We start from the raw sequence: 22,259 nt of genomic DNA, 5'->3' as shown, positions 1-22,259 counted from the left end.
ATGGCTCTGCAAAGCCGCGAGTGCGGCTTTCAGACTGTTATCGCGAAGCATAATAATTAATTTCATAACGCTGGCCATATTCGCTCTTGGGATTCAGTCTTTCAAACAGAAAATCGATAGCCATTCTTGTTTTATGGGGTAAATAGTGTCTATTAGGATAAACCGCATAAATAGAGTGTTCTGGCAATGAGTAATCCGTCAGTAAAGGGGTTAGCATACCTTTTTCAATATAAGGGGCGGCGATAAAGCAGGGTAGCAGCGAAATTCCCACTCCTTGAACAGTCGCTTCGCTATTATTGGTCAAGTCGTATCAAGCTTTATCTTAGATATCATCAACGGGCAGGCTGGAAATCATTTACTCTTACAATCGATAGGGTTGCTATTGATTATTTTAGGCGTGTTTTATCAATACATAAAAAAAGATAATTAAAGTGATAATCATAAAGGTAATATTTTGTTGTCAGTAGGGTTATATTTTTTGTGTTGTCATTTGAAGAGTAATAATTATTAATGACTAAAGAAATAGCATATTTAGGTCGAGAAGAGTTTGTGTAAGGATCCATTCTGCTAGTTTATATTAGATAATATAAATTAAGATATGTAAACAATTAATGATTGTGATTTTATTTTAATCTTATTTGGCTTGGTTTTCACAATGTTTGTAATACTATTCTTTTGTTATTACGATACATAAGTAGAATGTGAAATTAATTTTAATGACTATTGAAATAATTAATATTTAATATCATATGATTGTGATGCCCATTATTTCGATAGTTTTATATAAACAATAAGGGGGCTTCATTTATTGACAATAAACTAGCACTCCATTTAGGAGGTACCATTATGCATGAAAAAAATATCGATTTTTGGGCGCAAGTTTTCCGCTGGGTTCAACTCAATTTACCTTTATTAAGTGGTGTTATGTTAGCAACGTTGATTGCATTTGTTAGAGAGTGGCGAGAGAGTAAAAGTACATGGCAATCATTAGCAGAAGCTGTAATATGTGGTGCTATTACAGTCAGTGCTATTCGAGCGCTTCAATGGTTACTTGTCTATTTAAATTATTCTGATGCTTGGTCATCACTTGCCGAGTTTTGTGGTGCGATGATAGGTTTCCTGGGTACAAAGAAGCTCAGTTGGGTTATTGATTCGATGTTGATTGCAATTCAAAAACGCTATAGAAATAAAGAATAATATTTTGAAGTATAGAAAAATCATTCTTATCAAAAATAAGTTGTACGATAAGCCCAAAATGAGGCTTATCGAGATACCTACCTTAAGAAGGTACTGTTATTTAAAACGATTATAATTCTACTGCTATCTTAATTACCATTTAATGATTACCTAACTATCATCTCTGATCCCTTCAATAAGAGAATTATTTATTTTTTACTGCATCGGTATCAATATAAGAAGAAGTATATTGATATCATTAATCAAATGCTAATGAACTCCATAATGGATAATTTTATGCTCTAAAAGAGAACAATCTTGTGGTGTTCCGCAATGATGGGTAAGATCTCGTGTTTTGTTTGTTTATTAAACATGTTATTTCTCTGGCTAGCTTAAAGCGGTAGGAAGTTTGTGTGAAACCATAAAATCTATTACTCTTTGCATTATCTCTAATTAACTTAAAAGGTTTAAGCTGATGACGGAGCCAATGAAAAAGCCGAGAACAAAACCCGCAAAAGAGAGATTGGATGATTTAATGAATGCTGCTGAGCATTTATTTCTCACGAAAGGTTTTTTAGAGACAACAGTGAGTGAAATAGTTAGCCAAGCCGATGTGGCGAAAGGTACTTTTTACCACTACTTTAAATCGAAGGATGAGATTTTAGAGGCTTTGCGTGAGCGTTATATGACATGGTATTTGGGAAAAATTGATGATGCACTGAAAGAGAAGGTGGGCAGTCAAGCGATGCTAAGCCAGTGGTGTGAAAGCAGCGTACAATACTATGTTGAAAAAAGACGTATTCATGACATGCTATTTCATGAAAGTTTTCATACGTGTAGCAACGTACATGAACAGCGGGCAATTTCACAAGTGAAAAAAATCTTGTTACATGGAAAGGCGCAAGGTGTTTGGTCAGCAGAGCCAATTGGGCTGGTTAGCTCTATGCTGTATCACAGTATGCACGCTGCCGTCGATGAGCTTGCATCGAGCCTTGAATATGATGAGAACACATTAGGCGCAATACTTTATCAAAAGTTACTCGGTTTAGTCCAATAACACCGTATCTAATCACTCTTCTATCCTTCTAGAAATAGAAGGATGCTGTCATTTAAATCTGTCTTGTACTGAAGTTAAATTACATATCTAAAAGTGACTAAAAAACAGTAGGTTAAGCGACTGTTTTTTATGATTGCATCGTTAATACTATCATGTTTTTATCGTTTGATGATGACATTTTAGCGTTAAAATCTAAACTGATTTTTGCCAGTGAAAAAGCTAGAAAAATTTATTCTGGATGTGTTATATCATCGGAAAATTACTTGTCTGGACATGTTTTATGTTTAATTTTTCCGAGTTTATTAATGATACACCAATTGACTCTATCTTATTGTTTATAATTACATTTTCCTTGCTCATTATTTCAGCTTATATCGGTAAATTTATCTTTAAGCGTAAGAAGCTGAATGATGATATTGCTGATGACGAAGCGAAAATTATATTAGGGGCTATCTTATCGTTATTAGGCTTATTGATTGGTTTTGTTCTCTCAATCTCGATCAGTGGCTACAACAATCGTCAGCAAACAGAAGAGAATGAAGCGATTGCGATAGGGAATGCTTACCAACGAGCGCAATTATTAAACAGCAGTGACAGACGTGAAGCAATCCATTTATTGCAGCAGTACCTAGACGCGAGAATTGAATTTTTTAAATCAGGTGTCAGCGATGAAAATAATCAATGGCGGAGAGTCTCATTAGAAAAACAAGCTACCTTGTGGGAAATTGCGGTTAAAGAGGCAAATCAATCACCAAATCCAGTGATCGCCTCGGTATTAACTGCATTTAGTGATCTTTATCTTTCACAACAAAAAACGATGGCGAGTTGGCGGCATCAAATACCGAATGCAGCATGGTTCTTATTAATTTTCTTTGCGATTTGTTCTAACGTTTTAATTGGTTATAACATTCGAGGAACTAAAGGTAAAAACTGGCTGATCCTCATATTGCCATCATTAACAACACTGGCACTATTTATGATCGCAGAAATTGATATTCCCGGTGAGGGGGTCATTCATGTGACGCCGGATGATTTAATATCATTACAGGAATTCTTATTTAAAGAAGGGGCGTTAGTCGGGAAACTTGATTAAATAAATATGCCCCGTAACGGAAGTATTACGGGGCACTATGGTTAGCGGACAATAATGCCTAAAAGAATACCAATAGCACCAAAGTCTGCATCACTAAATGTGGTATTAGCGATACCAATGTCACCAAGGACAGGTAATAAAAAGACAGGTAAGAAGGTAATGAGTAAACCTTGTGCAAAGGCACCTAAAATAGCGCCTCGGCGACCTCCTGTTGCGTTACCAAAGACTCCCGCCGCTGCACCAACAAAGAAGTGTGGCACGACACCTGGGATAATGACGGTCATATTCAACGCATACAGTATGAACATACCGATAATACCCGCAGCAAAACTGCTTAAAAAGCCGACTAACACGGCATTTGGTGCATAAGGGAAAACAACAGGGCAGTCTAGCGCTGGTTTAGCATTTGGAACCAATTTATCCGAAATCCCTTTAAATGCGGGTACGATCTCCGCAATTACCATACGTACACCTTGCAGAATAATGTAAACACCCGCAGCAAATGTAATGGATTGCATTAATGAGAACATAAACCAGTTTTTGCCACCGCTGACTTCACGAACATAATCTCCTCCCGCAAATAAGCAGGTAATAATGAAAATAATGAACATAGTGAATGAGATGGCAACTGGTGTGTCTCGTAGGAAAAGCAAACTTTTTGGCACATTCATATCTTCAGTAGAATGTTCTTTGTTGCCAAATTTGCTACCAATAAAACCTGCAAGGACATACGATATCGTTGAAAAGTGACCAATTGCAACGTCATCAGAGCCAGTGATTTTTTTCATGTATGGATGCGCAATGGCTGGGAAGAACACCATACAAAAGCCAACGATTAATGAACCAACAACCACTAATAGAGTGCCTTCCATACCCGCTGTTGCTAAAATTACGGCAACCATCATCGACATGAAGAGTGTGTGATGCCCTGTGAGAAAGATAAATTTCCAAGGGGTGAGGCGTGCAATTAAGATATTAATTAACATGGCAAAGAACATGATCATTGCCATTTCACGGCCAAAACTCTTCTGGGCGATAGAAACAATCGCTTCGTTATTTGGAACGACGCCATTAATACCAAATGCGTGTTGGAAAATAGCGGAGAAATCGCCTAATGAACTAACAACTAAGCCAGCACCCGCTCCTAAGATCACAAAACCCATAATGGTTTTGATGGTGCCTTTAATACATTCGGTGGCGGGTTTCTTTTGAGCGATAAGGCCGATAAGCGCTATCAAACCCACTAAAATAGCGGGTTCAGATAACACATCTTGCATCAGAAAACGAAAAAATGACATACAGCCTCCGCTTATAGTGCGCCGAGATTACGTAAAGCCACACTTAAGTGCTCTTTCATTGCCACTTTGTCTATCATATTTTCCAAAGCAACAATTTCTCCAGCAACTTGTTGAGCAACCAATTGTTCGGCAATATCTTTGGTGCCAACAAAAATATCACTGGCGGTACCTTTAGCTGAGCCAAGATCAACGTGGTCAACCTCGGCACTGACTTGAAGATCTTTTAAAATATTTTTGATGCTCATTTCCATCATTAGGCTAGTGCCTAAACCATTTCCGCATACGACTGTAATTTTCATATTGTTTCCTTTTAATAATTAATAACGCGCGATGATGTTGAGGATGTCATCGACGTTTTCTGATTGCATGATGTTGTCAATATCTTCTTGGTTATCAAAAAGTTCAGCGAGTTTAGCGATAGCGCCGATATGGCTGTTGCTATCGGTTGCGGCAAGAACAATTAATAACTTAACGGGATCGTTGCCATCGGCACCAAACTCAACACCGCGCTTAATAACGGTAAGACCAAGAGATAGCTGATTGACGCCGTCTTCAGGGCGAGCATGTGGCATTGCAATGCCTGGGCCTAGTACATAGTAAGGACCAATCTTTTCATGTGAATGAATGATGGCATCAACATAAGATTGTTGAATACGGTGGTTTTTGAGGAGTGGTTCGCAAGCGATTTGAATCGCATCGCGCCAATCGGTGGCACTTTCAACAACCTGAATGACGTTGGGGGTCAATAATGTGGTTAACATTAAGTTTGCTCCTGGTGGTGTAAAACTATTTTTAGCTTTTTTTCTAACTAAGGGCATAGTAGTGATCAATGGTAGCGCTATCTAGTCGAATTATTCATTTTCGTGATAGCGCTATCATTTCGCATAAATAAAGCCAATAAAAACTCAAGAACACGAAAGTCCACTCATGAACAAAACTAACCTGTGGTAAGTTATAGTGAGATAAGAGTGAATAGAGCAAAAAATATTTTTTATGGAAAAAATACGCAAGAGAAAGAATACAGGACGAGTTACGCTACAGGATGTGGCTAAATATGCAGGCGTTGGTTCAATGACTGTATCTAGAGCGTTGCGTACACCTGATTTGGTCTCAGATAAACTGCGAGAAAAAATCAATGAAGCAATCACTGAGCTAGGATATATACCAAATTCAGCCGCAGGTATATTGGCATCAGGTCAAAGTCGTACAGTTGCTGTATTGGTGCCTTCATTAAGGGATTACGCAAGCTCTGCATTTCTGCAACCATTACAAGAGGTCCTCAATAAAAATAGCTATCAGGTTGTTATTGGTAGTCATAACTATCAGCAGAAAAAAGAGTCTGAAGTCCTCTTTACGTTACTGCAAAGTAACCCTGCTGCTGTGGTTATTTTTGGTGGGATTAATTCAGAGAGCGTATTTAGTTATCTCAAAAACCTTGATATTCCTGTTATTGGTGTGGCGGGGGAGTCGAGTCATCTATTCTCATTAAATATAAGAAGTAATATTGGTGAAGCCGTATTTTTTCTAACCAACTACATGTTGCAAAAGGGATATCGGAAAATAGGCTATATTGGTGCTCAGATGGATAGCAAAATACAGAGCCAACAATTGAGTGGTTGGACTAAAGCGATGCTAAATCATTATCATAGCGCAGAGCAAAGTATTACGACACCGTATGTGGCGACAATGGATTTTGGTCGTCAAGCGATTAGTGAAATGTTAACTCGGCAGCCGGAATTAGATGCAGTAATATGCAGTCATGAAATGATTGCGCTAGGTGTTTTGTTTGAATGCCAAAGAAGGTTAATTAAAGTGCCTTCTATGTTGGCAGTGGCTTGTGTTGAAGGGTCGTCTAATTGTGATTATATTCACCCGTCGTTAACATCGGTGCGTATTGATTACAATAAAATGGCGAAAGAAACGGCGAAAAAATTACAAAAATGGTTAGCTGATCCTGATAGTGGTTCTCCGCATCAACAAGAAGAAATTATTTTTCCCTATAAATTCGAAGCAAGGCAAAGCGCATAATGATGAAGTTTGTTGTTTTTTTGTTAACATTATTGGGTTTATCAACATCAACGGTATCAGCGGCATCGATAGCGAAAGGATATTTACCAGCAGTACAGAATATATATGTATTGTTTAGTGGGGTATTAGTAAAAGGCCCAGTGAAAGAGATAAAAGCGACTTTTTATACCGAAGATAAGACGGTGACACAGGATATCCAATTAAAATTGGATCAAAAGAGTTGCATTGAAAGCTTTGAATCAATTTCTCATGGCATACAACAGCATATTCAACTCAAAAGAGATAATAACCAACTGAAGGGCAGCAGCAATGAAGGGGAAATTATCATCGATTTAGACGAACAGTGCCGTTTTATATCCCAAAAAGACTCTTATGGTACGACGTATTTTGAATATGATGAACGTAACTACATTAAGAGTATCCATTCTAAAGAGGATAACGGCACCGTTGATAAGGTAGTATATAGTAATTTAGGTGAGTTACAGGAAATGAATTACTATGATAAAAATCAGTTATATATGCAAACTCTCTTCAAGCCATTAGCTGATATAAACCGTTATGCGGATATTCAAATAGAGCAGAAAATGTTAGGTGATTTGGGCTATATTTCTGAGAGAAAATGCCAATATAATCATTTTGGTGCACCAACAAATTGTCAAATTTTGACCAAATATGATGTTGATGGAGAGATGCAAACTCAACGGCAATCTGTCGTGATTGACACACAGTTTGAGGAGTGACAATAAGCACAAGATTAACTTATTGATTAAATAACAGTTAGCTTGTGTGCCATGCAAAAGCGGAGGGGATCGTTAAAAGAAGTCACGGCACTTGAATTTGTGTCTATTTAATGAAACTCACATTTTTTCGATGAGCGCCTCTTAAGTGAAAACTAAGGAGGCGCTTTTTAATATTATTCTTTATTAATTTGCATTTTTCTTTGAATAAAACGCGTTTCTGCTTGCTGCAAGTAGCTTTGAATTAATTGGTAGATTTCGTCGCGTCGATCGTATAAATCGCTATTATTTTTCAATATAGGTTCAACTTGTTCGATAAATCCCTTCATAAAATCATTAAGCTTTAACTGCTTGTGAGCAATCTGCGCGTAATAAAATTGATATACATACGATGCATGTGTATGGGAGAGAGGAGCACTTGCGTTAAAATTGTTGGTTGCAAGTAATAGCAATTGAATGTTTGTCATGGTACACCCTATCAGAGAGACACGTAGATGCTACCGGACTAAAATAAAATCTATTGTCAAAATTAGCCGTAAAATTTTAGTTTTTCAATCAAAGGGCTATTTATAGGAATATTCTGTATTTGCTGTTGTTTTCTGGTATGGCCTTTATTTAATCGCCCCTTTCTTACTAGTCGCTAACCTCCCTCAAAATCATTAATTTTCATAATGAATATGGCATTAAGAAATACGAATACTCGCAATAAGAGTAGTGGTTTTTGAGTTTATATGTAAATTATTTTTATGTTTAGTGTCTGTTGTAACATTTAGCTTATGGATATGGGCATGTAGTACTACAGCATGTTTCCACGCGAGAGAGGAAAGTTGCATCATCGTACCCGTTCAAAATTGATAGAGAACGTTAATGACAGAATGCAGGTGAGTACTTTGTATAAAAAGACATAAAGAAACACACTACAACTAAAGAGGGTAACTGATCATTTAGATGAGGATTTTCTTCATGTCGGTTATCTTGAAAACAAGATACATACAAGCAAATATCAGCAAAAGCATCATGTGATAAACACTAAAAAACAGAATAGGTTGCAGAATATATTGCAATTGAGAGGACAGTTTTTATTTTTTTATGATCAATTTACTCCTATTTAGGGTTGGTTAATACTCTGTAATACATATTATCTAATTGAATAATTTATTTATGTTTATTCATGCTTGAAAATGAAATATGATTAATACTTAAATTAAATAACTATTTTGAGTGTTATACCCAAGAGTTCTTTTTGGAAGGAAGACACAAATTGTAACAGTTTGCTGTATTGCTGACTCTTATTTTTAAACATTATTACTGTTAGGATTACTCTCGGTTTGTGTGAAGGAATGCGTAAAGACTGAAATGGCGAGCATTTAATTGTTACTATCTATTATATTGTAAGGATTTTTTAATCGATGAGAGTTCATTTTAATTTATATAGTAAGGTAACTTTAAGTAATTAATAGGATGTATATCTCTATTAGAAATAGCACCTCAATCCATATTATTTAGAAATACTTGATTAAGATACCTACTGTTCAAGTGATCTGTCTTTATTATCAAATTACTCGTTGTGTTATACAAGAGCGAAAAGTATGAATATGGTTAAATTGCTCATTACTGTATTACTTATTGGTTGTTCATTTTTATTAGGGGTAATGGTTAATTATAAGCCAAACCCAGATCTGATTAAATTGGCCAAATACAATGTGGCAGATTACTTGTCTTATCCTGAATCCGCATCATTTAGGAATATTAAGTATAATTTTATTCGCTCAACGGCTGATAAAGGGGAGGTCGGCTATGTTTGTGGTGAAGTACTGCGTGTTAAAAATGCAAAAATCGAGGGTTATAAGCGATTTGCCGTAAAAACGTATAAAAATCAAGATGGCAGGATTGCACTATCGATTCCGCTCGTAGAAGGTGATTATGATTTGTTACCTTTATCGGTCATGGAATCTTTATGGACAAGATATTGTCAGTAAATAGATATTTTATTTTACTTTTTATTAACATTTAAAACGTAAAGTAATAACTGTTTAATATTATTAGGTATCTACAGGAAAGGCTTGAATATTAGCAAAGCTGTAAATTAACTGTCTATAAAGATTAACGCTTGATAACGTCGCTACTATCAAGCGTTTTCTTTATTGTTATTTATTTAATGTATTGATTAATAACTGATGGCGGCTATTGTAAAACTTAAGATAGGTCATATAACCTGCCAAAATGGTCGATAAGCTGGCTGTTGCTAGTAACATAAAAGTGACCATGATTTGATATTTCACTGCTTCTAATGGATCAACCCCAGCAAAAATTAATCCAGACATCATACCGGGTAAACTGACAATACCGACGGTTTTTGCGGAATCTACAGTCGGGATCAAGGATGCGCGAATACTGTCTCGAATAATGGCGATAGAGGCCACCTTAGGTGTTGCACCTAAACTTAGCATCTCTTGTATTTGTTGTTGTTGGCTACTAAATCGTTGGCCTAGATTATTGAAACACAGACCGACAGCAATCATGGCGTTCCCTGCGATCATGCCTGTGATTGGAATAACTTGCATCGGGGTAAAAGCTATTGCTTTTGTGATGATCAGTATTAATAGGGTTAAGAGTGTTCCAGAGGTAATGGCGATAAAAGCGGTCAAAAAGATTTTATCAATATATTTACTGCGCTTTTTGGCATTCCAAGCCGCATTAAAACAGATAAACATCACCATCGCGATAGTCAGAACTTCATGATCAACATTAAAAATGTATTTTAGAATATAGCCAACAATCAATAGCTGGATGATAGCGCGTAGAGTGCTCCAAATAATATCTTTTTCTAATGCCAGTTTTTCTTTATGGCTGATAAAGATAGCGACCAAAACAAGCATAATAGAAAAGCCCAGAGATTCATTGGTAATAGTGGGTTGGTGCATGACTCATTCCTATTTATCTGCATTATGGACGGGAAGGGTAATAATGTCATCAGCATGTGCAATTTCATCCTGATCATGAGTCACCCAAAGAATAGCGATATTTTGTTGTGTCGCTAACTGGTGGATTAGCTCATTAACTTTTACTTTATTTGCTTCGTCTAATGCGCTGGTTATTTCATCTAACAGTAATATTTTTGGTAGAAACTGAAGGTTGCGAATCAACGAGATACGTTGTTTTTCTCCACCAGATAATTCATTAATGCCTTTTTCTAATATTGAATCGGGTAAAGAAAAGTAACCAAGGTCTTTATAAATTTTATCTTTATTAAACGGTAGCTTACGTATCTGATAAGGGAAAAATAAATTATCGTAAACGGTGGCTCCAAATAAAGAGGGGGTTTGAGTGCAATAAGAAACCTGTTGGCGATATTCTTCAGGGGGGATGGTTGAATAGTTATTGCCATTGAAGATAATTTGCCCTGAGGTAGGGGAAAGTAATGAAGAGATGATCTTAAGTAGCGTGCTTTTACCGCATCCCGAAGGCCCCGTAATGAGTTTAAATTCACCAGCCGATAAATCAAACTGAACTTTATCTAGTATTGTTTTGTTATCAATAACATATCCAATATTTTCTAATTGCAATAAACCGCGGTTTTTATCCATTTTTACGCTTAGCCCATAGAGTTAATGTGACGTCATGCAGGCAATTTTATAATTGATCATTGATTTGCTCGCGACATGAAACGGAACAAGGAATTTACCTTGTATAGTAATCCAAAATATTATGCGCCATTCACGCTAAGATTGACATATTAAGCGGAGCAGGGATCAAATAAAGAAGATGATTAGGATTAAGAAAATACATCTATTGATGGTTTTTAAACCATATTACATGGCTTAATCAAATAACGATATGTAGCAATAGGAATGTCATTAATGGTAGTGCAAAGAAATTAACGTTACATTGTGTTTAACAAGAGAAATTCTTAAAGCTGGGGCTATTTACCTTGTTGTTAATTGCAGATATTCTAACAAAAGGAGATGGCATTCCTCCTGTTTAAAAAACCGTCCAAATAAAGGGCTGATGATGCCTACGTTCACCTTTTTAAATGATAGGGTACAGGTATTATGTGCCCTGAATATTTGGGGTATAAATGAGAGAGATCCCGTTCATTTATCCCCTTAAGCGCGATAAGGGGCTTCGTATGTATGCATCACTTTTTTCTATCGCATTAGGCTCAATTTTAGGTGGCTGGCTAAGATGGTTTGTGGGGCTGAAGCTGAATAACTTATACCCAAATATTCCGATGGGAACTGTTTTTGTCAATCTTGTCGGGGGATTTGTTATCGGTTTTGCCATTTCTTATTTTGCCAATGCCAATATTAGCCCCAATTATAAACTATTTATTGTCACCGGCTTTTGTGGCGCGTTTACTACATTTTCCACTTTCTCTTTGGAAGTATTAACGTTGATCCAAGAAGGGAAGTTAATGGTTGCATTGAGCACAATCGCCATTCATGTCATAGGCGCACTCATTTTTACTTTTTTAGGCATGATGAGTCACCACTGGCTCACTCAGTCGTAATCAACGAGTAGGGTAGATAGATGTAGGTGAAAAATGTGGTTGTTAGGCATTCGATAATCATCTTCTGATATTGCTGTGTTGAGAGCGGCAATCGTAAAATATTTCCCCAATTGATCTGTAAAATCGAGATCAACAGCAATAAATAGTCTGTTATTCCACGATGGTGTATTTTGAGGTGGTTATTTTTCCATTATGGCTAAAAGGATGACTTAAGAAATCTAACGCACTTTAGCTATGATATTATTAAAGACTATCTCGACAATAAATCCCCCATTATTTTTGGCTAAAATATCACCAGATAGTATGTGATCTTAGTGATGGTTAGTCGTCATTTTATGGTTATTGTGAGTAAAAAAACACGTTTCGAGGGTTAAATTTAACAAATTAGTAATAAAGTAGATTGTTTGGAATAACTGCTTTTACTTGCCTACAAAATTATTCTTTTCTAAAAATAATAAGTATATTTTTTGCAAACTCTCCATCTGACAACAGAATATAATCCCGTTGATTAATAAATAAACTAAAGTGTTATTCATTGTTAATGAGCTTTAATTAGAACGATAACGCTACTCTTTAGCTAAAAAACAGACTAATTCTAATGTTATATGACGCTATGGTGTCATTTATCACTACTAAGGGGATGAGTTTTCTATTTTGCTATTCGCCCATTCTTCTAGAACGTTATCTATACATATTGATTTTCGATGATATTATGATTTTTACTGCTGTTTTTTATTAATAGCAGCGAAATAATCTTAATTTTGGCTATATATCACACCATCACTAAAAATATATTTTGTATAAAAATAAATAATAAAATTTATCATCTAAAGAAAATTGAATTAGAAACAGATATTGACGGGGAAAAGTTATGTCACAGATGTTAGCACTGTTTATTATCGTTTTGATTTTATACATTGGGGATGCTATTGCAGTAAGAACCAAAGCGTGGATCCCTTCCGTATTTGTATGTGCTGTTTTATTCCTATTCGGTTATTGGACATTCTTCCCTAAAGATATCGTCAGCATTGCCGGAATACCGCAAGTCGTGGCGGTGATGTTGATGTATCTGTTAATTACTAATATGGGAACGCTGCTATCACTCAAAGAGCTGTTGCGGCAGTGGAAAACCATTTTAATTTCGTTATCAGGGATCTTGGGCATCATTGTTTTTATTTATGCTGTCGGAATGGTGTTATTTGACCTGAATACAGTATTAGTGGCGATCCCTCCATTAGTCGGTGGTATCGTGTCATCCTTGATCATGTCTAAAGGTGCTGCTGATGCGGGTCTTATTGACCTATCGGTTTTTGCCATCCTTATTTACGTTATGCAGGGGTTTGCGGGTTATCCATTGACAGCGGTAATGTTAAAACGTGAAGGGCGTCGAGTGCTTGAGCAATATCGTCATGGTCAGTGGAAGGCGTCATTATCGGTTGAAGGGGCCGATAATGTTGAAGTGAAAACAGTCGTTTCAGAAGATGAGATGCCGAGATTATTTAAAAAAATTCCTTCTCACTACAATACCAGTTACTTCAAGTTTTTGCGCTTAGCAGCGGTGGGGTACCTTGCTTATTTAGTTTCTACATGGGCAGCACCTATCGTGAGTATTAGCCCGTTTGTATTATGTTTACTATTTGGCGTTATTGCATCGTCACTGGGCTTTTTGGAAAGACAACCGCTACAAAAAGCGAATGGTTTTGGTTTTGCCATTATGGCGTTAATGCTATTTATTTTTGACACCCTGAATCATGCAACCCCAGACATGTTATTAAGGCTTGTCTACCCTATGTTGGTGCTGATCATTGCAGCCGTCATTGGGATGTATTTAGCTTCGTGGATTGTGGGAAAAATACTGGGTGTCTCTAAAGAGATGGCCTTTGCCGTGTCGTTAACCGCACTGTATGGCTTCCCTGCCGACTATATCATTACGAATGAAGCCATCAATGCGCTGACCAAAGATGAGAAAGAGCGTCAAATTTTGACCGGACATATGTTAGGGCCGATGTTAGTTGGTGGATTTATCTCAGTAACCATGGTTTCTGTGGTATTGGCTGGGATTATGGTTGGTTTTATTACACCGCTTGCAGGGTAAATGATGATGGAAACAAGTACATTAAGAATACAACGCCATTTAGAACAATTGGCTGAATTTACAGCAACGCCGGGTCAAGGAACGACACGAATGAGCTATAGCGAGCAAGATAAGCAAGCACGTGATTATATAAAACAGCAAATGCGAGCACTTGGCTTGCAAGTTCGAGAAGATGCCATCGGTAATATTTATGGTCGTTTAGAAGGCTCAGAGGAGGGATTGCCTGCTGTGATTATTGGTTCACACTTTGACTCTGTTCCCCATGGCGGCGCTTTTGATGGCCCGGCAGGAATTGTGACAGGGTTAGATGTGGTTGCGCGCATTCGTGAACAACAATTGCAACCCCGTTACCCTCTTGAAGTGATCGCATTAGTCGAAGAGGAAGGAACGAGTTTTGGTCGTGGCTTGATGGCATCAAGTGTCATTACTGGGCTTATCGGAACTCAAACGCTATATCAACTGAAAGATAGGCAGGGTGTTTCGGCAGCGCAACGCATGGCAGATGCGGGCTTTAATGCAGATAAGGCGGCAGAGGCGGTGCTGGCACCTTCATCAGTCAAAGCTTTTTTAGAATTGCATATTGAACAAGGTCCAGTGCTAGAGCAGGCCAATGAAGATATTGGAATTGTAGATATTATTGTTGGTATTGCACAACTGGAAGTGAAGCTAAGCGGTAAGGCGGGACATGCAGGAACGACACCAATGGATATGCGCGCTGACGCATTAGTCAACGCTAGCCGTATCATTAGCCAAATTCCTGATATTGCTACTGCCGCTGGGGATAATACGGTTGCAACAGTAGGGCGATTAAACGTCTTACCAAATGGCGCAAATGTGATCCCAAGTGAAGTGACTTTTAGCGTCGACATTCGCTCAAGAAATGAATCCGCTTTGCGTAACACCATCGAGCAGATCATTGCATTGGTGAAACAAGAGAGTGCTAAAGGCAATATTCAAAGTGATATCGTTCAGCCTCTTTATGTGTCTCCTACCGAATTAGCCCCTGAAATCCATCAATTGATGGTACAACATGCACAAAAGCAAGGTTTGCGTTATCGCACTATGGTCAGTGGTGCGGGACATGACACGATGATTTTTGCCGGTATTACGCGCACGGGGCTAATTTTTGTGCCTAGCCGTAATGGGTTAAGTCATCACCCTGATGAATGGACGGATTATGCACAAATTGCGCTAGGAGCCGATGTAATGTTCGCGACGGTTCGTTCGCTAACAGAGTGTTAAAGTGAAGAGAAGTATTATGTGATTAAGCAGATGAAGGCGTCTGTGCATAAGAAGGTAAAGGTAGAAAAATGGTAAACACAACAATTACAGCAGCGATCAAAAAACATACCGCAGATATGATTGCATTTCGTCGAGACCTGCATTCACACCCTGAATTGCCATGGGAAGAAGTACGAACCACTAAACGGATTGCGGAAGAGTTAAGTAAAATCGGTATCGAATATCGTTTAACAGAGCCAACAGGCATTATCGCGGAAATTAAGGGCGGTAAACCGGGAAAAACCGTTGCATTACGAGCTGATATCGATGCGCTACCCGTACTTGAGCTGAATGATGCATTAGACTATAAGTCTCAAAATCAAGGAAAAATGCACGCTTGTGGTCATGATGCGCATACCTCTATGTTACTGACGGCGGCAAAAGCGTTGTATGAAATTCGTGAAGATTTGAAAGGCAATGTAAGGTTGATTTTCCAACCGGCGGAAGAGATTGCTCAAGGTGCACGTGAAATGGTCAAGCAAGGTGCAATTGACAATGTTGATAACGTTTTTGGGATGCATATTTGGTCTACAACCCCCTCTGGGAAAGTCTCTTGTAATGTGGGGGGAACCTTTGCGTCGGCGGATTTACTTGTCGTGAAGTTTAAAGGACGTGGCGGCCATGGTTCGATGCCTGAAGCAACGGTCGATGCGGCTGTTGTGGCTTCTTCTTTTGTGATGAACTTACAAGCTGTCATTTCACGGGAAACATCGGCACTTGAGTCTGCAGTGGTCAGTATCGGTAAAATGGACGTGGGAACGCGTTTTAATGTTATTGCGGAGAATGCAGTATTAGACGGAACGGTACGTTGTTTTAATATCGAAACTCGGGATCGTATTGAAGCGGCTATCAGACGTTATGCAGAACATACCGCAGCGATGTATGGGGCTACAGCAGAAGTTATTTATACGTATGGAACACTGCCTGTGATCAATGAAGAGCGTAGTGCGCTATTGGCGCAATCTGTCATTACACAAGCATTTGGTGAAGATGCGTTGATGTTTGAAAAACCAACGACAGGTGGCGAAGACTTTAGTTTTTATATCGAAAATATTCCAGGTTGTTTTGCTTTATTAGGTTCAGGAAACCCTGATAAAGATACACAGTGGGCGCACCATCATGGGCGTTTTAATATTGATGAAGACGCAATGGCAACGGGAGCTGAACTGTATGCACAATATGCATGGTCCTATTTACAACAGGATAATTTCTAGTTGATGGTTCACCTTGTCGCGATAATCGCGGCAAGGTTTTATTTGTATTATTACCTGCCGATAGAATCGTTTTATCTCATCGTTAAATCACAAGATACCTTGATGGATATTGTGAACATCAAAAATAAATCTAGCCATAAATATCATCTCCCCTAAAAGAGACGCAATTTAAAATTTTTAGAATACGTGAAGTATTAAGATTAAAATTTAGCTATAAATATAAAGAGAGAGAACGTTTTTATTTTTATTCTATTAAAAATGGTGATTTTGCGACGAATAAATAAATTATTAATATAGTGTTTAAAATATTTTACCAAAATACGCATAGTCAAATATAAACAAATGATTGTATATTTCACTTAAGTGGCCTATTTTATTGACATGCTTGTTTTCATTAATATAATTCGGTGAAGTTTTACTTATATTGTGATGAGTAACAATAATTGAAACTCATCACAATTAAGCTAAGACTCATGATGTTTAAATATCGCTTTTCTTAAACGTTGTTGCTGCTCGAAACGTTGCTCTTGTGTTAATTGAGCGTCGTGAGAAAGCTGTGCCAGCAATATATTCATATTTGAGATTGAGTTTTCTGCTAATAGTGCGTCAACGTGTTTAACAATATTGTCGTAGTGTTGCATAACTATCTCCAATAGACATGATTAAAAATTATAACACATGGAATGTGGGTAGTATTATTTATTGTGGCTGTCGATGATTTATTTTTTATTACATCTAGCATAGGAATAAGATATTGAAATTAACCGTTATACTGCTGTGTTTTCTACTGTGTGCTTGTACATCAAAATGGGAACCAATAGGCCCTGTGGAATGGACTTACCAAGAGGCAGATTCACAATGTGAATTTGATTCTTTTAAGCGATTTCCAGTTCGTAACGAAGTCGCCCAAAGAACGGTGTATGAAACAATTACGAAAAAATGCAAGAAAAACGATGAATGCGGTAAAGAGAAAACTTATGAGGAAAAAGTTCCCAAGACGGAAAGTTATGTTTTGGATGTGAATAAAGATAGCCGCCATCGCGAATATATGAGTTGTATGAAAAGAAAAGGGTGGCAAGAGAAAAATATCTACTTTTGGGAATAGGCGCTTGCTAGCGTTTAATTAGATAAAAACTCAGATAGAGCCTTATGTGATAACTGAGGCTCTATCTATTGAGCATGCGTCAAATGGTAGACATCTAATTTTGTTTATCAATGATCATGACAGCCATGGTATTTGGCTCAAGTGCTCGCATAATATGCGGCTCATCACCGGGGTAGTGGATATAGTCACCGGGAAACAACTCTGTTGGGTTATCTAAAGGGCCAACCATGGCACGACCGCTCATCAAAATAATATGTTCACTCACACCACGCATATGAGGTTCTGAAATACGATCTCGCCCAGGCTCAGCAACCACAGTATAGATATCACGTTGTGAGTTTGCGGGTGCTGCTGAAAGTAAAAAAGCGAGATAATTAGCATGTTCAGCACTGACTTGAATACCATCACCATGGCGAATGACGGTGACTGGCTCATGTCTATCTTCAATTAATCGAGAAAACGGCACATCTAAAGCGACACAGATAGCCCATAGAGTTTCAATACTTGGATTGCCATTTCCGGCCTCTAGTTGCGAGAGTGTCGATTTAGCAATGCCCGCCTGACGAGAGAGTTCGGAGAGTGACAGACCACTTTTTTGCCGTTCTCTGACTAATGCTTTGGCGATTAACTCAATAGGTGGAGTGAAGGAGCTCAAGTTTTAGTTTCCTATTTTGATTGCACTTTTAGATAACTACCGACATAATGAACGAACGTATTATATATCGAACGACTCATTATGCTAACCTCAACGCTTAATCATAGCACGGTAAAAAACATTGCACTGGTTTGTCTTGCGGATTTAATTGTCGGCATCTCATATGGGGCACTAGCGCATTCTCAAGGATTTGATTTTTGGGTTCCTTTGACTCTTTCTATTTTAGTGTTAGCAGGGGCGTCAGAATTTCTTTTTATTGGGGTCATTTTTTCAGGCGGAAGCCCTATTTCTGCTGCCTTGGCGGGGTTACTCGTGAATTCACGGCATATTCCATTTAGCTTTGCCGTCAGTGAATTAGCGGGGAAAGGCCCAAAAGCGCTATTGGGTTATCATATTATGAATGATGAAAGTGTGGTATTTGGGTTATCTCAGGAAACTGAAAAAGAAAAAAGAGCGGCATTTTGGTTATGCGGATTAGGGATATTAATTTGTTGGCCAATAGGCGTATTGATTGGTGAAGGTGTAGGAAGCTTTATTCAAGATACTCATACACTTGGTATGGATGCGATGTTCCCCGCAATTATATTGGCGCTTTCATTACCCGCATTGAAAGATAAGCGATTGCGGTTAGCGGCAATCGTTGGTGCTGTGATTGCCGTGATCGCTACTCCCTTTTTACCAGCAGGGATCCCCGTATTACTGGCCTTATTAAGCTTAGTTATATATGTGAGAGGTTAATAATGATGGATAACCCATGGCTGATTTTGAGTGGAATTTTATTGCTGGCAGTGGGCACTTATCTAATGCGCTCATCGGGTGCCTTGCTCAAAGGAAAAATTATTTTATCAGATAATAGCAAGGCTCTGTTTTCAGCAGCAGCTATTGTGATCTTGTTTTCAGTTGCGATGACTTCGACAGTATTTGAAGGTGACCATTTTTCGGATATACCTAAAATAATTGGTGTATGTGTAGCCGGATTGCTTACTTGGTATCAAAAACCTTTTATTGTCATTGTGTTATCTGCTTCTGTGGTGACCGCATTACTGCGCTTAATTTTTTGATATTAGCTTAAAACGCCCCGTTCAAACGGACAAGGGCGTTTAATTCACAATAATTTGATAAAACGAGTGGATGGAAATTAAACGGTAAGATCTTTGATTTCGTCCGTTGCTGCATTTTTTTGGACAGAAGCAATCCCTTTTAATGCCGCTTGTTTAGTTGAATACATCTCGCTACTGGCGATAATCTCATGATTGGCCGCTTTAAGAACAAAATAATAAGGCTGAGCGGTGTCTTTTGTTGATTTTTTCAGTTCAAAATAACCCATGATTGACTCCAAAAATGGTATAAAGTGGACACTCAGAATGTCGCAATACTCGCTATTGCCTCTTAAGATTAGAAATAAATAGGCAAATTTACTAGTTTCAGAGCCTATTTAATTTGAAAAAAAAGCCTCTATAACATAGAGGCAATCGTAGGATTAATAGAACTAATTATTGTTAGTTTAAGATAACGAATATGAAGAATAGATGCTATTTGATTCTGCATATTAATCTAAAAGGTCGCATCTATAGATATTTTATTTTAGCGTTTATTGTGCAGCAGGCTCTGGTGCTGGTGCACTCTTTGTTGGTTGTGATGTGGGTTTCTGTTTTGCTGGCACATATTCAGGCACTTCAACAATACTCATTTTAACAAGGTAACGTTTACCATCAGCCGCTTTTGGTGCGTCATTCGCTAATTTTTTCAATGTCTCATTCGGTGTCGTTGTTTGTTGAGCAACACTAAACAACACATTGTGGTGGTTCCCCATATGTGGGCGTGAAGAGCGGTTATCAGGGCCGTTGGCTGCTGCGGCAAATCCAACAGACATTAACATGAGAGCAAGTAAACCAGAATTTAGTTTGTTCATTGATATATCCTCTTATTTGTATTGATTCAGATAATCAATTAATTCATTTTTTGCCGCAATCGCTTTTACCTCCTTTGACCGAAGCTTCACAATTACTGCACTTTTTCCATATTTTCTACTTAATTAGCCCCGCTCGTATCGACAAGGACTATAAAAAAGCATCACTTGTGCGGTGTCTACTTGAGTGGCTGGAAGGCGGCATGATAATCGATTAGCATGGTAGTTAAATAACAAAATAGCAACAAAGTGAGCCGTTATGTCTGAGATACAAATTCCATTTTCAATATTAGATCTCGCACCTATTCCACAAGGCGCTTCTGCGAAGGAGGCTTTCTCTCACTCTTTAGATTTAGCCCAATTGGCCGAGAAACTTGGCTTCCACCGTTATTGGCTTGCAGAGCATCATAATATGACGGGAATTGCCAGTGCCGCCACCTCGGTGTTGATTGGTTACCTTGCCGCCAATACCACAACACTGCATCTTGGCTCTGGGGGCGTGATGTTACCCAATCATTCACCGCTAGTAATCGCTGAGCAGTTTGGCACATTGAATACGTTATATCCTAATCGAATTGATTTAGGGATCGGTCGAGCGCCTGGGAGTGACCAACAAACCATGAGAGCGTTACGTCGCCATATGAGTCATGATATTGATAATTTCCCTCGCGATGTGGCTGAGTTGGTGAATTGGTTTGATGCAACAGATCCTAATCCTCCTGTCAGGCCAGTTCCCGGTTATGGTGAAAAGATACCTGTGTGGCTGCTAGGATCAAGTTTATACAGTGCGCAACTTGCAGCTCAAATGGGGTTACCTTTCGCCTTTGCCTCTCATTTTGCCCCTGATTTGTTATTACAGGCATTACAGACGTATCGGGAAAACTTTACGCCCTCATCTAGGCTCGCTAAGCCATATGCAATAGTTTGTATTAATATTATTGCTGCTGATACTGTTCGTGATGCGGAGTTTTTATTTACATCTATGCAGCAAGCTTTTGTGATGTTACGTAGAGGTCAGCCTGCACAATTACCACCTCCAGTGGAAGATATGGGGAAAATTTGGTCGCCTGCTGAACAATTTGGCGTGCAACAAGCACTCGGGATGTCATTAGTGGGGGATAAAGCCAAAATTCGCCATGGGCTAGAATCCGTATTACGTCAAACTCAAGCGGATGAAATCATGGTTAATGGGCAAATTTTTGATCATCAATCCCGCTTATATTCATTTGAATTAGCGATGCAAGCAATGCAGGCGCTGAGAGAGCAGTAACGCTTATGAATAGCGGTAGCGACACTATTTATCCCATTAATATAAAATCCGTTTAGCATCACGAGTTAACCGCATTTTTATGGGCTACAGGCGATAACGAGAGGTATTGACCTGTGGCCCAAGCTTCTTCTGTTCGGCTAGATTGCATTCAAGACGCTGGCTTTTAAACGATGCTCTGTCAATTGAGCACAATGAATCGACTTATTTTCCCAATGCTAGAGGGCGACTCAAAATGGCAGAGTACGTTCAACGTGGTAGCATTTAGCTATTATTTTAGAGGATAAGTGAGATAACCCAGAATAATCTGGGTCATAGACGGCTAACAAGCGATTTGTGGCAGATGGGGTTCAAGAGGGGGCAGACCATGAGCCGCTCTAGCTCGGTCACAAGCTTCATTATGAACGCCATCAACCCAAGATTGCTCGAATTCGCGGCAAGGGGTAGGCCTTTGACTATAGATAGCACAAGAGACACATTCACCAACCGTACCGGTTAATGCTGTGCAGCGTGTATTGTGTTTTTGATTGGTGCCCTTCATTGCACTCATAAATGGTGTTATTTGCTCAGTGAGATCTTGAGGAACCGTGCCACCACCACTTTCGCTTTCTGCCCAATAAAATGAGACGCGAAAATAAGCGCAACAAGCACCACAACTTACACAGGGATTATTTTCAGGATCAGTTTTTATTATATGAGTAATATTGGTCATATATAAAATCACTAAAAAATTTTGGAAATAATGACCCGCAGAAAACGGGCTGACGCAACATAGGCAGGAGGCCTAGAATCGTTGCTCAAACGCTATTATCTTACGTATTATTTCCGATTGGC

General features: G+C 38.5%; 26 protein-coding genes and 1 riboswitch. Of the genes, 14 read left to right on the top strand and 12 right to left on the bottom strand.

All coding sequences use genetic code 11. The features are described from left to right. Positions 1 to 37: 37 nt before the first annotated feature. A complete protein-coding gene (locus M1E93_RS12060) occupies positions 38 to 304 on the bottom strand; it encodes a LysR substrate-binding domain-containing protein (protein ID WP_004918980.1) in 267 nt (88 codons plus the stop codon). A gap of 542 nt (positions 305 to 846) precedes the next feature. Between M1E93_RS12060 and M1E93_RS12055 the strand changes: the two genes are divergently transcribed. The 3 genes from M1E93_RS12055 (at position 847) to M1E93_RS12045 (ending at position 3,326) form a co-directional block, all read left to right on the top strand. After that, the gene (locus M1E93_RS12055; protein ID WP_004918982.1) at positions 847 to 1,197 is read left to right on the top strand and encodes a phage holin family protein; all 351 of its coding nucleotides are present in this window, start codon (positions 847 to 849) and stop codon (positions 1,195 to 1,197) included. Positions 1,198 to 1,651: 454 nt separating this feature from the next. Further along, on the top strand, positions 1,652 to 2,233 hold the full coding sequence (locus M1E93_RS12050; RefSeq protein ID WP_036943838.1) for a TetR/AcrR family transcriptional regulator: 582 nt from the start codon (positions 1,652 to 1,654) through the stop codon (positions 2,231 to 2,233). 280 nt (positions 2,234 to 2,513) lie between these two features. Beyond that, positions 2,514 to 3,326, top strand: coding sequence for a hypothetical protein (locus M1E93_RS12045; RefSeq protein WP_104873412.1), 813 nt, complete (start codon positions 2,514 to 2,516; stop codon positions 3,324 to 3,326). 41 nt (positions 3,327 to 3,367) lie between these two features. Here M1E93_RS12045 and M1E93_RS12040 read toward each other — a convergent pair whose 3' ends face one another. Genes M1E93_RS12040 through M1E93_RS12030 form a run of 3 tightly spaced genes read right to left on the bottom strand, consistent with a single transcriptional unit; the run spans position 3,368 to position 5,385 of the window. Beyond that, a complete protein-coding gene (locus M1E93_RS12040; protein WP_014658176.1) occupies positions 3,368 to 4,624 on the bottom strand; it encodes a PTS ascorbate transporter subunit IIC in 1,257 nt (418 codons plus the stop codon). 11 nt (positions 4,625 to 4,635) lie between these two features. Beyond that, on the bottom strand, positions 4,636 to 4,923 hold the full coding sequence (locus M1E93_RS12035; protein WP_004918996.1) for a PTS sugar transporter subunit IIB: 288 nt from the start codon (positions 4,921 to 4,923) through the stop codon (positions 4,636 to 4,638). Between the two features lie 18 nt (positions 4,924 to 4,941). Beyond that, a complete protein-coding gene (locus tag M1E93_RS12030; RefSeq protein WP_014658177.1) occupies positions 4,942 to 5,385 on the bottom strand; it encodes a PTS sugar transporter subunit IIA in 444 nt (147 codons plus the stop codon). Between the two features lie 232 nt (positions 5,386 to 5,617). On the opposite strand from M1E93_RS12030, the gene M1E93_RS12025 reads away from it, so the two are divergent. Further along, the gene (locus M1E93_RS12025; RefSeq protein WP_004919002.1) at positions 5,618 to 6,652 is read left to right on the top strand and encodes a LacI family DNA-binding transcriptional regulator; all 1,035 of its coding nucleotides are present in this window, start codon (positions 5,618 to 5,620) and stop codon (positions 6,650 to 6,652) included. After that, positions 6,652 to 7,392, top strand: coding sequence for a YnfC family lipoprotein (locus M1E93_RS12020; RefSeq protein WP_004919004.1), 741 nt, complete (start codon positions 6,652 to 6,654; stop codon positions 7,390 to 7,392). Before M1E93_RS12025 ends, M1E93_RS12020 begins: the two co-directional genes overlap by 1 nt. 173 nt (positions 7,393 to 7,565) lie before the next feature. On the opposite strand, the gene M1E93_RS12015 is transcribed toward M1E93_RS12020, so the two are convergent. Next, positions 7,566 to 7,856 carry a hypothetical protein gene (locus M1E93_RS12015; protein WP_004919006.1) on the bottom strand — a complete coding sequence of 97 codons (291 nt, stop codon included), beginning with the start codon at positions 7,854 to 7,856 and terminating at the stop codon, positions 7,566 to 7,568. A gap of 1,122 nt (positions 7,857 to 8,978) precedes the next feature. On the opposite strand from M1E93_RS12015, the gene M1E93_RS12010 reads away from it, so the two are divergent. Further along, the gene (locus tag M1E93_RS12010) at positions 8,979 to 9,368 is read left to right on the top strand and encodes a hypothetical protein (protein WP_004919010.1); all 390 of its coding nucleotides are present in this window, start codon (positions 8,979 to 8,981) and stop codon (positions 9,366 to 9,368) included. Positions 9,369 to 9,536: 168 nt separating this feature from the next. Here M1E93_RS12010 and fetB read toward each other — a convergent pair whose 3' ends face one another. Then, a complete protein-coding gene (fetB, locus tag M1E93_RS12005) occupies positions 9,537 to 10,313 on the bottom strand; it encodes an iron efflux ABC transporter permease subunit FetB (protein WP_004919013.1) in 777 nt (258 codons plus the stop codon). Positions 10,314 to 10,322: 9 nt separating this feature from the next. Continuing rightward, a complete protein-coding gene (fetA, locus tag M1E93_RS12000; protein ID WP_053110710.1) occupies positions 10,323 to 10,976 on the bottom strand; it encodes an iron efflux ABC transporter ATP-binding subunit FetA in 654 nt (217 codons plus the stop codon). Positions 10,977 to 11,341: 365 nt separating this feature from the next. Next, positions 11,342 to 11,414, top strand: a riboswitch (Fluoride riboswitch). Positions 11,415 to 11,518: 104 nt separating this feature from the next. Between fetA and crcB the strand changes: the two genes are divergently transcribed. From crcB to M1E93_RS11980, 4 genes are all read left to right on the top strand, one after another. Next, positions 11,519 to 11,899 carry a fluoride efflux transporter CrcB gene (gene crcB / locus M1E93_RS11995; protein WP_014658179.1) on the top strand — a complete coding sequence of 127 codons (381 nt, stop codon included), beginning with the start codon at positions 11,519 to 11,521 and terminating at the stop codon, positions 11,897 to 11,899. Between the two features lie 871 nt (positions 11,900 to 12,770). Continuing rightward, positions 12,771 to 13,994, top strand: a complete 1,224-nt coding sequence (locus M1E93_RS11990; RefSeq protein ID WP_004919020.1) for a hypothetical protein — start codon at positions 12,771 to 12,773, stop codon at positions 13,992 to 13,994. Between the two features lie 3 nt (positions 13,995 to 13,997). Continuing rightward, positions 13,998 to 15,236 carry a Zn-dependent hydrolase gene (locus tag M1E93_RS11985; protein ID WP_223854756.1) on the top strand — a complete coding sequence of 413 codons (1,239 nt, stop codon included), beginning with the start codon at positions 13,998 to 14,000 and terminating at the stop codon, positions 15,234 to 15,236. Positions 15,237 to 15,304: 68 nt separating this feature from the next. Beyond that, positions 15,305 to 16,489, top strand: a complete 1,185-nt coding sequence (locus tag M1E93_RS11980) for a M20 family metallopeptidase (RefSeq protein WP_004919023.1) — start codon at positions 15,305 to 15,307, stop codon at positions 16,487 to 16,489. A 464-nt stretch (positions 16,490 to 16,953) separates the two neighbouring features. On the opposite strand, the gene M1E93_RS11975 is transcribed toward M1E93_RS11980, so the two are convergent. Further along, entirely contained in the window at positions 16,954 to 17,130 is a 177-nt protein-coding gene (locus M1E93_RS11975) for a DUF2526 family protein (protein ID WP_004919027.1), read from the bottom strand. A 113-nt stretch (positions 17,131 to 17,243) separates the two neighbouring features. Here M1E93_RS11975 and M1E93_RS11970 point away from each other — a divergent pair, with 113 nt between their 5' ends. After that, entirely contained in the window at positions 17,244 to 17,594 is a 351-nt protein-coding gene (locus M1E93_RS11970) for a hypothetical protein (protein ID WP_014658181.1), read from the top strand. A gap of 94 nt (positions 17,595 to 17,688) precedes the next feature. Here M1E93_RS11970 and M1E93_RS11965 read toward each other — a convergent pair whose 3' ends face one another. Then, positions 17,689 to 18,249 (bottom strand): helix-turn-helix domain-containing protein, encoded by a 561-nt coding sequence (locus M1E93_RS11965; protein WP_004919030.1) that lies wholly within the window; start codon positions 18,247 to 18,249, stop codon positions 17,689 to 17,691. 81 nt (positions 18,250 to 18,330) lie between these two features. Between M1E93_RS11965 and M1E93_RS11960 the strand changes: the two genes are divergently transcribed. Next, a complete protein-coding gene (locus M1E93_RS11960) occupies positions 18,331 to 18,987 on the top strand; it encodes an AzlC family ABC transporter permease (protein WP_014658184.1) in 657 nt (218 codons plus the stop codon). A 2-nt stretch (positions 18,988 to 18,989) separates the two neighbouring features. Beyond that, positions 18,990 to 19,310 (top strand): AzlD domain-containing protein, encoded by a 321-nt coding sequence (locus M1E93_RS11955; protein WP_004919032.1) that lies wholly within the window; start codon positions 18,990 to 18,992, stop codon positions 19,308 to 19,310. 77 nt (positions 19,311 to 19,387) lie between these two features. On the opposite strand, the gene M1E93_RS11950 is transcribed toward M1E93_RS11955, so the two are convergent. After that, the gene (locus M1E93_RS11950; RefSeq protein WP_004919033.1) at positions 19,388 to 19,576 is read right to left on the bottom strand and encodes a YegP family protein; all 189 of its coding nucleotides are present in this window, start codon (positions 19,574 to 19,576) and stop codon (positions 19,388 to 19,390) included. A 264-nt stretch (positions 19,577 to 19,840) separates the two neighbouring features. Beyond that, on the bottom strand, positions 19,841 to 20,161 hold the full coding sequence (locus tag M1E93_RS11945) for a hypothetical protein (protein ID WP_004919034.1): 321 nt from the start codon (positions 20,159 to 20,161) through the stop codon (positions 19,841 to 19,843). A 256-nt stretch (positions 20,162 to 20,417) separates the two neighbouring features. Here M1E93_RS11945 and M1E93_RS11940 point away from each other — a divergent pair, with 256 nt between their 5' ends. Further along, a complete protein-coding gene (locus tag M1E93_RS11940) occupies positions 20,418 to 21,428 on the top strand; it encodes a luciferase-like monooxygenase (RefSeq protein WP_104873414.1) in 1,011 nt (336 codons plus the stop codon). Positions 21,429 to 21,747: 319 nt separating this feature from the next. Here M1E93_RS11940 and M1E93_RS11935 read toward each other — a convergent pair whose 3' ends face one another. After that, positions 21,748 to 22,137, bottom strand: a complete 390-nt coding sequence (locus M1E93_RS11935; RefSeq protein ID WP_004919036.1) for a YkgJ family cysteine cluster protein — start codon at positions 22,135 to 22,137, stop codon at positions 21,748 to 21,750. Between the last annotated feature and the right edge of the window lie 122 nt (positions 22,138 to 22,259).

The sequence above is a fragment of the Providencia sp. PROV272 genome, from assembly GCF_049901975.1.
Taxonomy (GTDB): domain Bacteria; phylum Pseudomonadota; class Gammaproteobacteria; order Enterobacterales; family Enterobacteriaceae; genus Providencia; species Providencia stuartii.
Note: the sequence above shows the minus strand (reverse complement) of the source record. Positions and strands in the feature narration are given on the sequence as shown.

What these genes read in the sequence shown, in the direction of transcription:
- M1E93_RS12055 (WP_004918982.1), top strand. Translation starts at nt 847, where the DNA reads ATGCATGAAAAAAATATCGATTTTTGGGCGCAAGTTTTCCGCTGGGTT.
- M1E93_RS12050 (WP_036943838.1), top strand. Translation starts at nt 1,652, where the DNA reads ATGACGGAGCCAATGAAAAAGCCGAGAACAAAACCCGCAAAAGAGAGA.
- M1E93_RS12045 (WP_104873412.1), top strand. Translation starts at nt 2,514, where the DNA reads ATGTTTAATTTTTCCGAGTTTATTAATGATACACCAATTGACTCTATC.
- M1E93_RS12040 (WP_014658176.1), bottom strand. Translation starts at nt 4,624, where the DNA reads ATGTCATTTTTTCGTTTTCTGATGCAAGATGTGTTATCTGAACCCGCT.
- M1E93_RS12035 (WP_004918996.1), bottom strand. Translation starts at nt 4,923, where the DNA reads ATGAAAATTACAGTCGTATGCGGAAATGGTTTAGGCACTAGCCTAATG.
- M1E93_RS12030 (WP_014658177.1), bottom strand. Translation starts at nt 5,385, where the DNA reads ATGTTAACCACATTATTGACCCCCAACGTCATTCAGGTTGTTGAAAGT.
- M1E93_RS12025 (WP_004919002.1), top strand. Translation starts at nt 5,618, where the DNA reads ATGGAAAAAATACGCAAGAGAAAGAATACAGGACGAGTTACGCTACAG.
- M1E93_RS12020 (WP_004919004.1), top strand. Translation starts at nt 6,652, where the DNA reads ATGATGAAGTTTGTTGTTTTTTTGTTAACATTATTGGGTTTATCAACA.
- M1E93_RS12015 (WP_004919006.1), bottom strand. Translation starts at nt 7,856, where the DNA reads ATGACAAACATTCAATTGCTATTACTTGCAACCAACAATTTTAACGCA.
- M1E93_RS12010 (WP_004919010.1), top strand. Translation starts at nt 8,979, where the DNA reads ATGAATATGGTTAAATTGCTCATTACTGTATTACTTATTGGTTGTTCA.
- fetB (WP_004919013.1), bottom strand. Translation starts at nt 10,313, where the DNA reads ATGCACCAACCCACTATTACCAATGAATCTCTGGGCTTTTCTATTATG.
- fetA (WP_053110710.1), bottom strand. Translation starts at nt 10,976, where the DNA reads ATGGATAAAAACCGCGGTTTATTGCAATTAGAAAATATTGGATATGTT.
- crcB (WP_014658179.1), top strand. Translation starts at nt 11,519, where the DNA reads ATGTATGCATCACTTTTTTCTATCGCATTAGGCTCAATTTTAGGTGGC.
- M1E93_RS11990 (WP_004919020.1), top strand. Translation starts at nt 12,771, where the DNA reads ATGTCACAGATGTTAGCACTGTTTATTATCGTTTTGATTTTATACATT.
- M1E93_RS11985 (WP_223854756.1), top strand. Translation starts at nt 13,998, where the DNA reads ATGATGGAAACAAGTACATTAAGAATACAACGCCATTTAGAACAATTG.
- M1E93_RS11980 (WP_004919023.1), top strand. Translation starts at nt 15,305, where the DNA reads ATGGTAAACACAACAATTACAGCAGCGATCAAAAAACATACCGCAGAT.
- M1E93_RS11975 (WP_004919027.1), bottom strand. Translation starts at nt 17,130, where the DNA reads ATGCAACACTACGACAATATTGTTAAACACGTTGACGCACTATTAGCA.
- M1E93_RS11960 (WP_014658184.1), top strand. Translation starts at nt 18,331, where the DNA reads ATGCTAACCTCAACGCTTAATCATAGCACGGTAAAAAACATTGCACTG.
- M1E93_RS11955 (WP_004919032.1), top strand. Translation starts at nt 18,990, where the DNA reads ATGATGGATAACCCATGGCTGATTTTGAGTGGAATTTTATTGCTGGCA.
- M1E93_RS11950 (WP_004919033.1), bottom strand. Translation starts at nt 19,576, where the DNA reads ATGGGTTATTTTGAACTGAAAAAATCAACAAAAGACACCGCTCAGCCT.
- M1E93_RS11945 (WP_004919034.1), bottom strand. Translation starts at nt 20,161, where the DNA reads ATGAACAAACTAAATTCTGGTTTACTTGCTCTCATGTTAATGTCTGTT.
- M1E93_RS11940 (WP_104873414.1), top strand. Translation starts at nt 20,418, where the DNA reads ATGTCTGAGATACAAATTCCATTTTCAATATTAGATCTCGCACCTATT.
- M1E93_RS11935 (WP_004919036.1), bottom strand. Translation starts at nt 22,137, where the DNA reads ATGACCAATATTACTCATATAATAAAAACTGATCCTGAAAATAATCCC.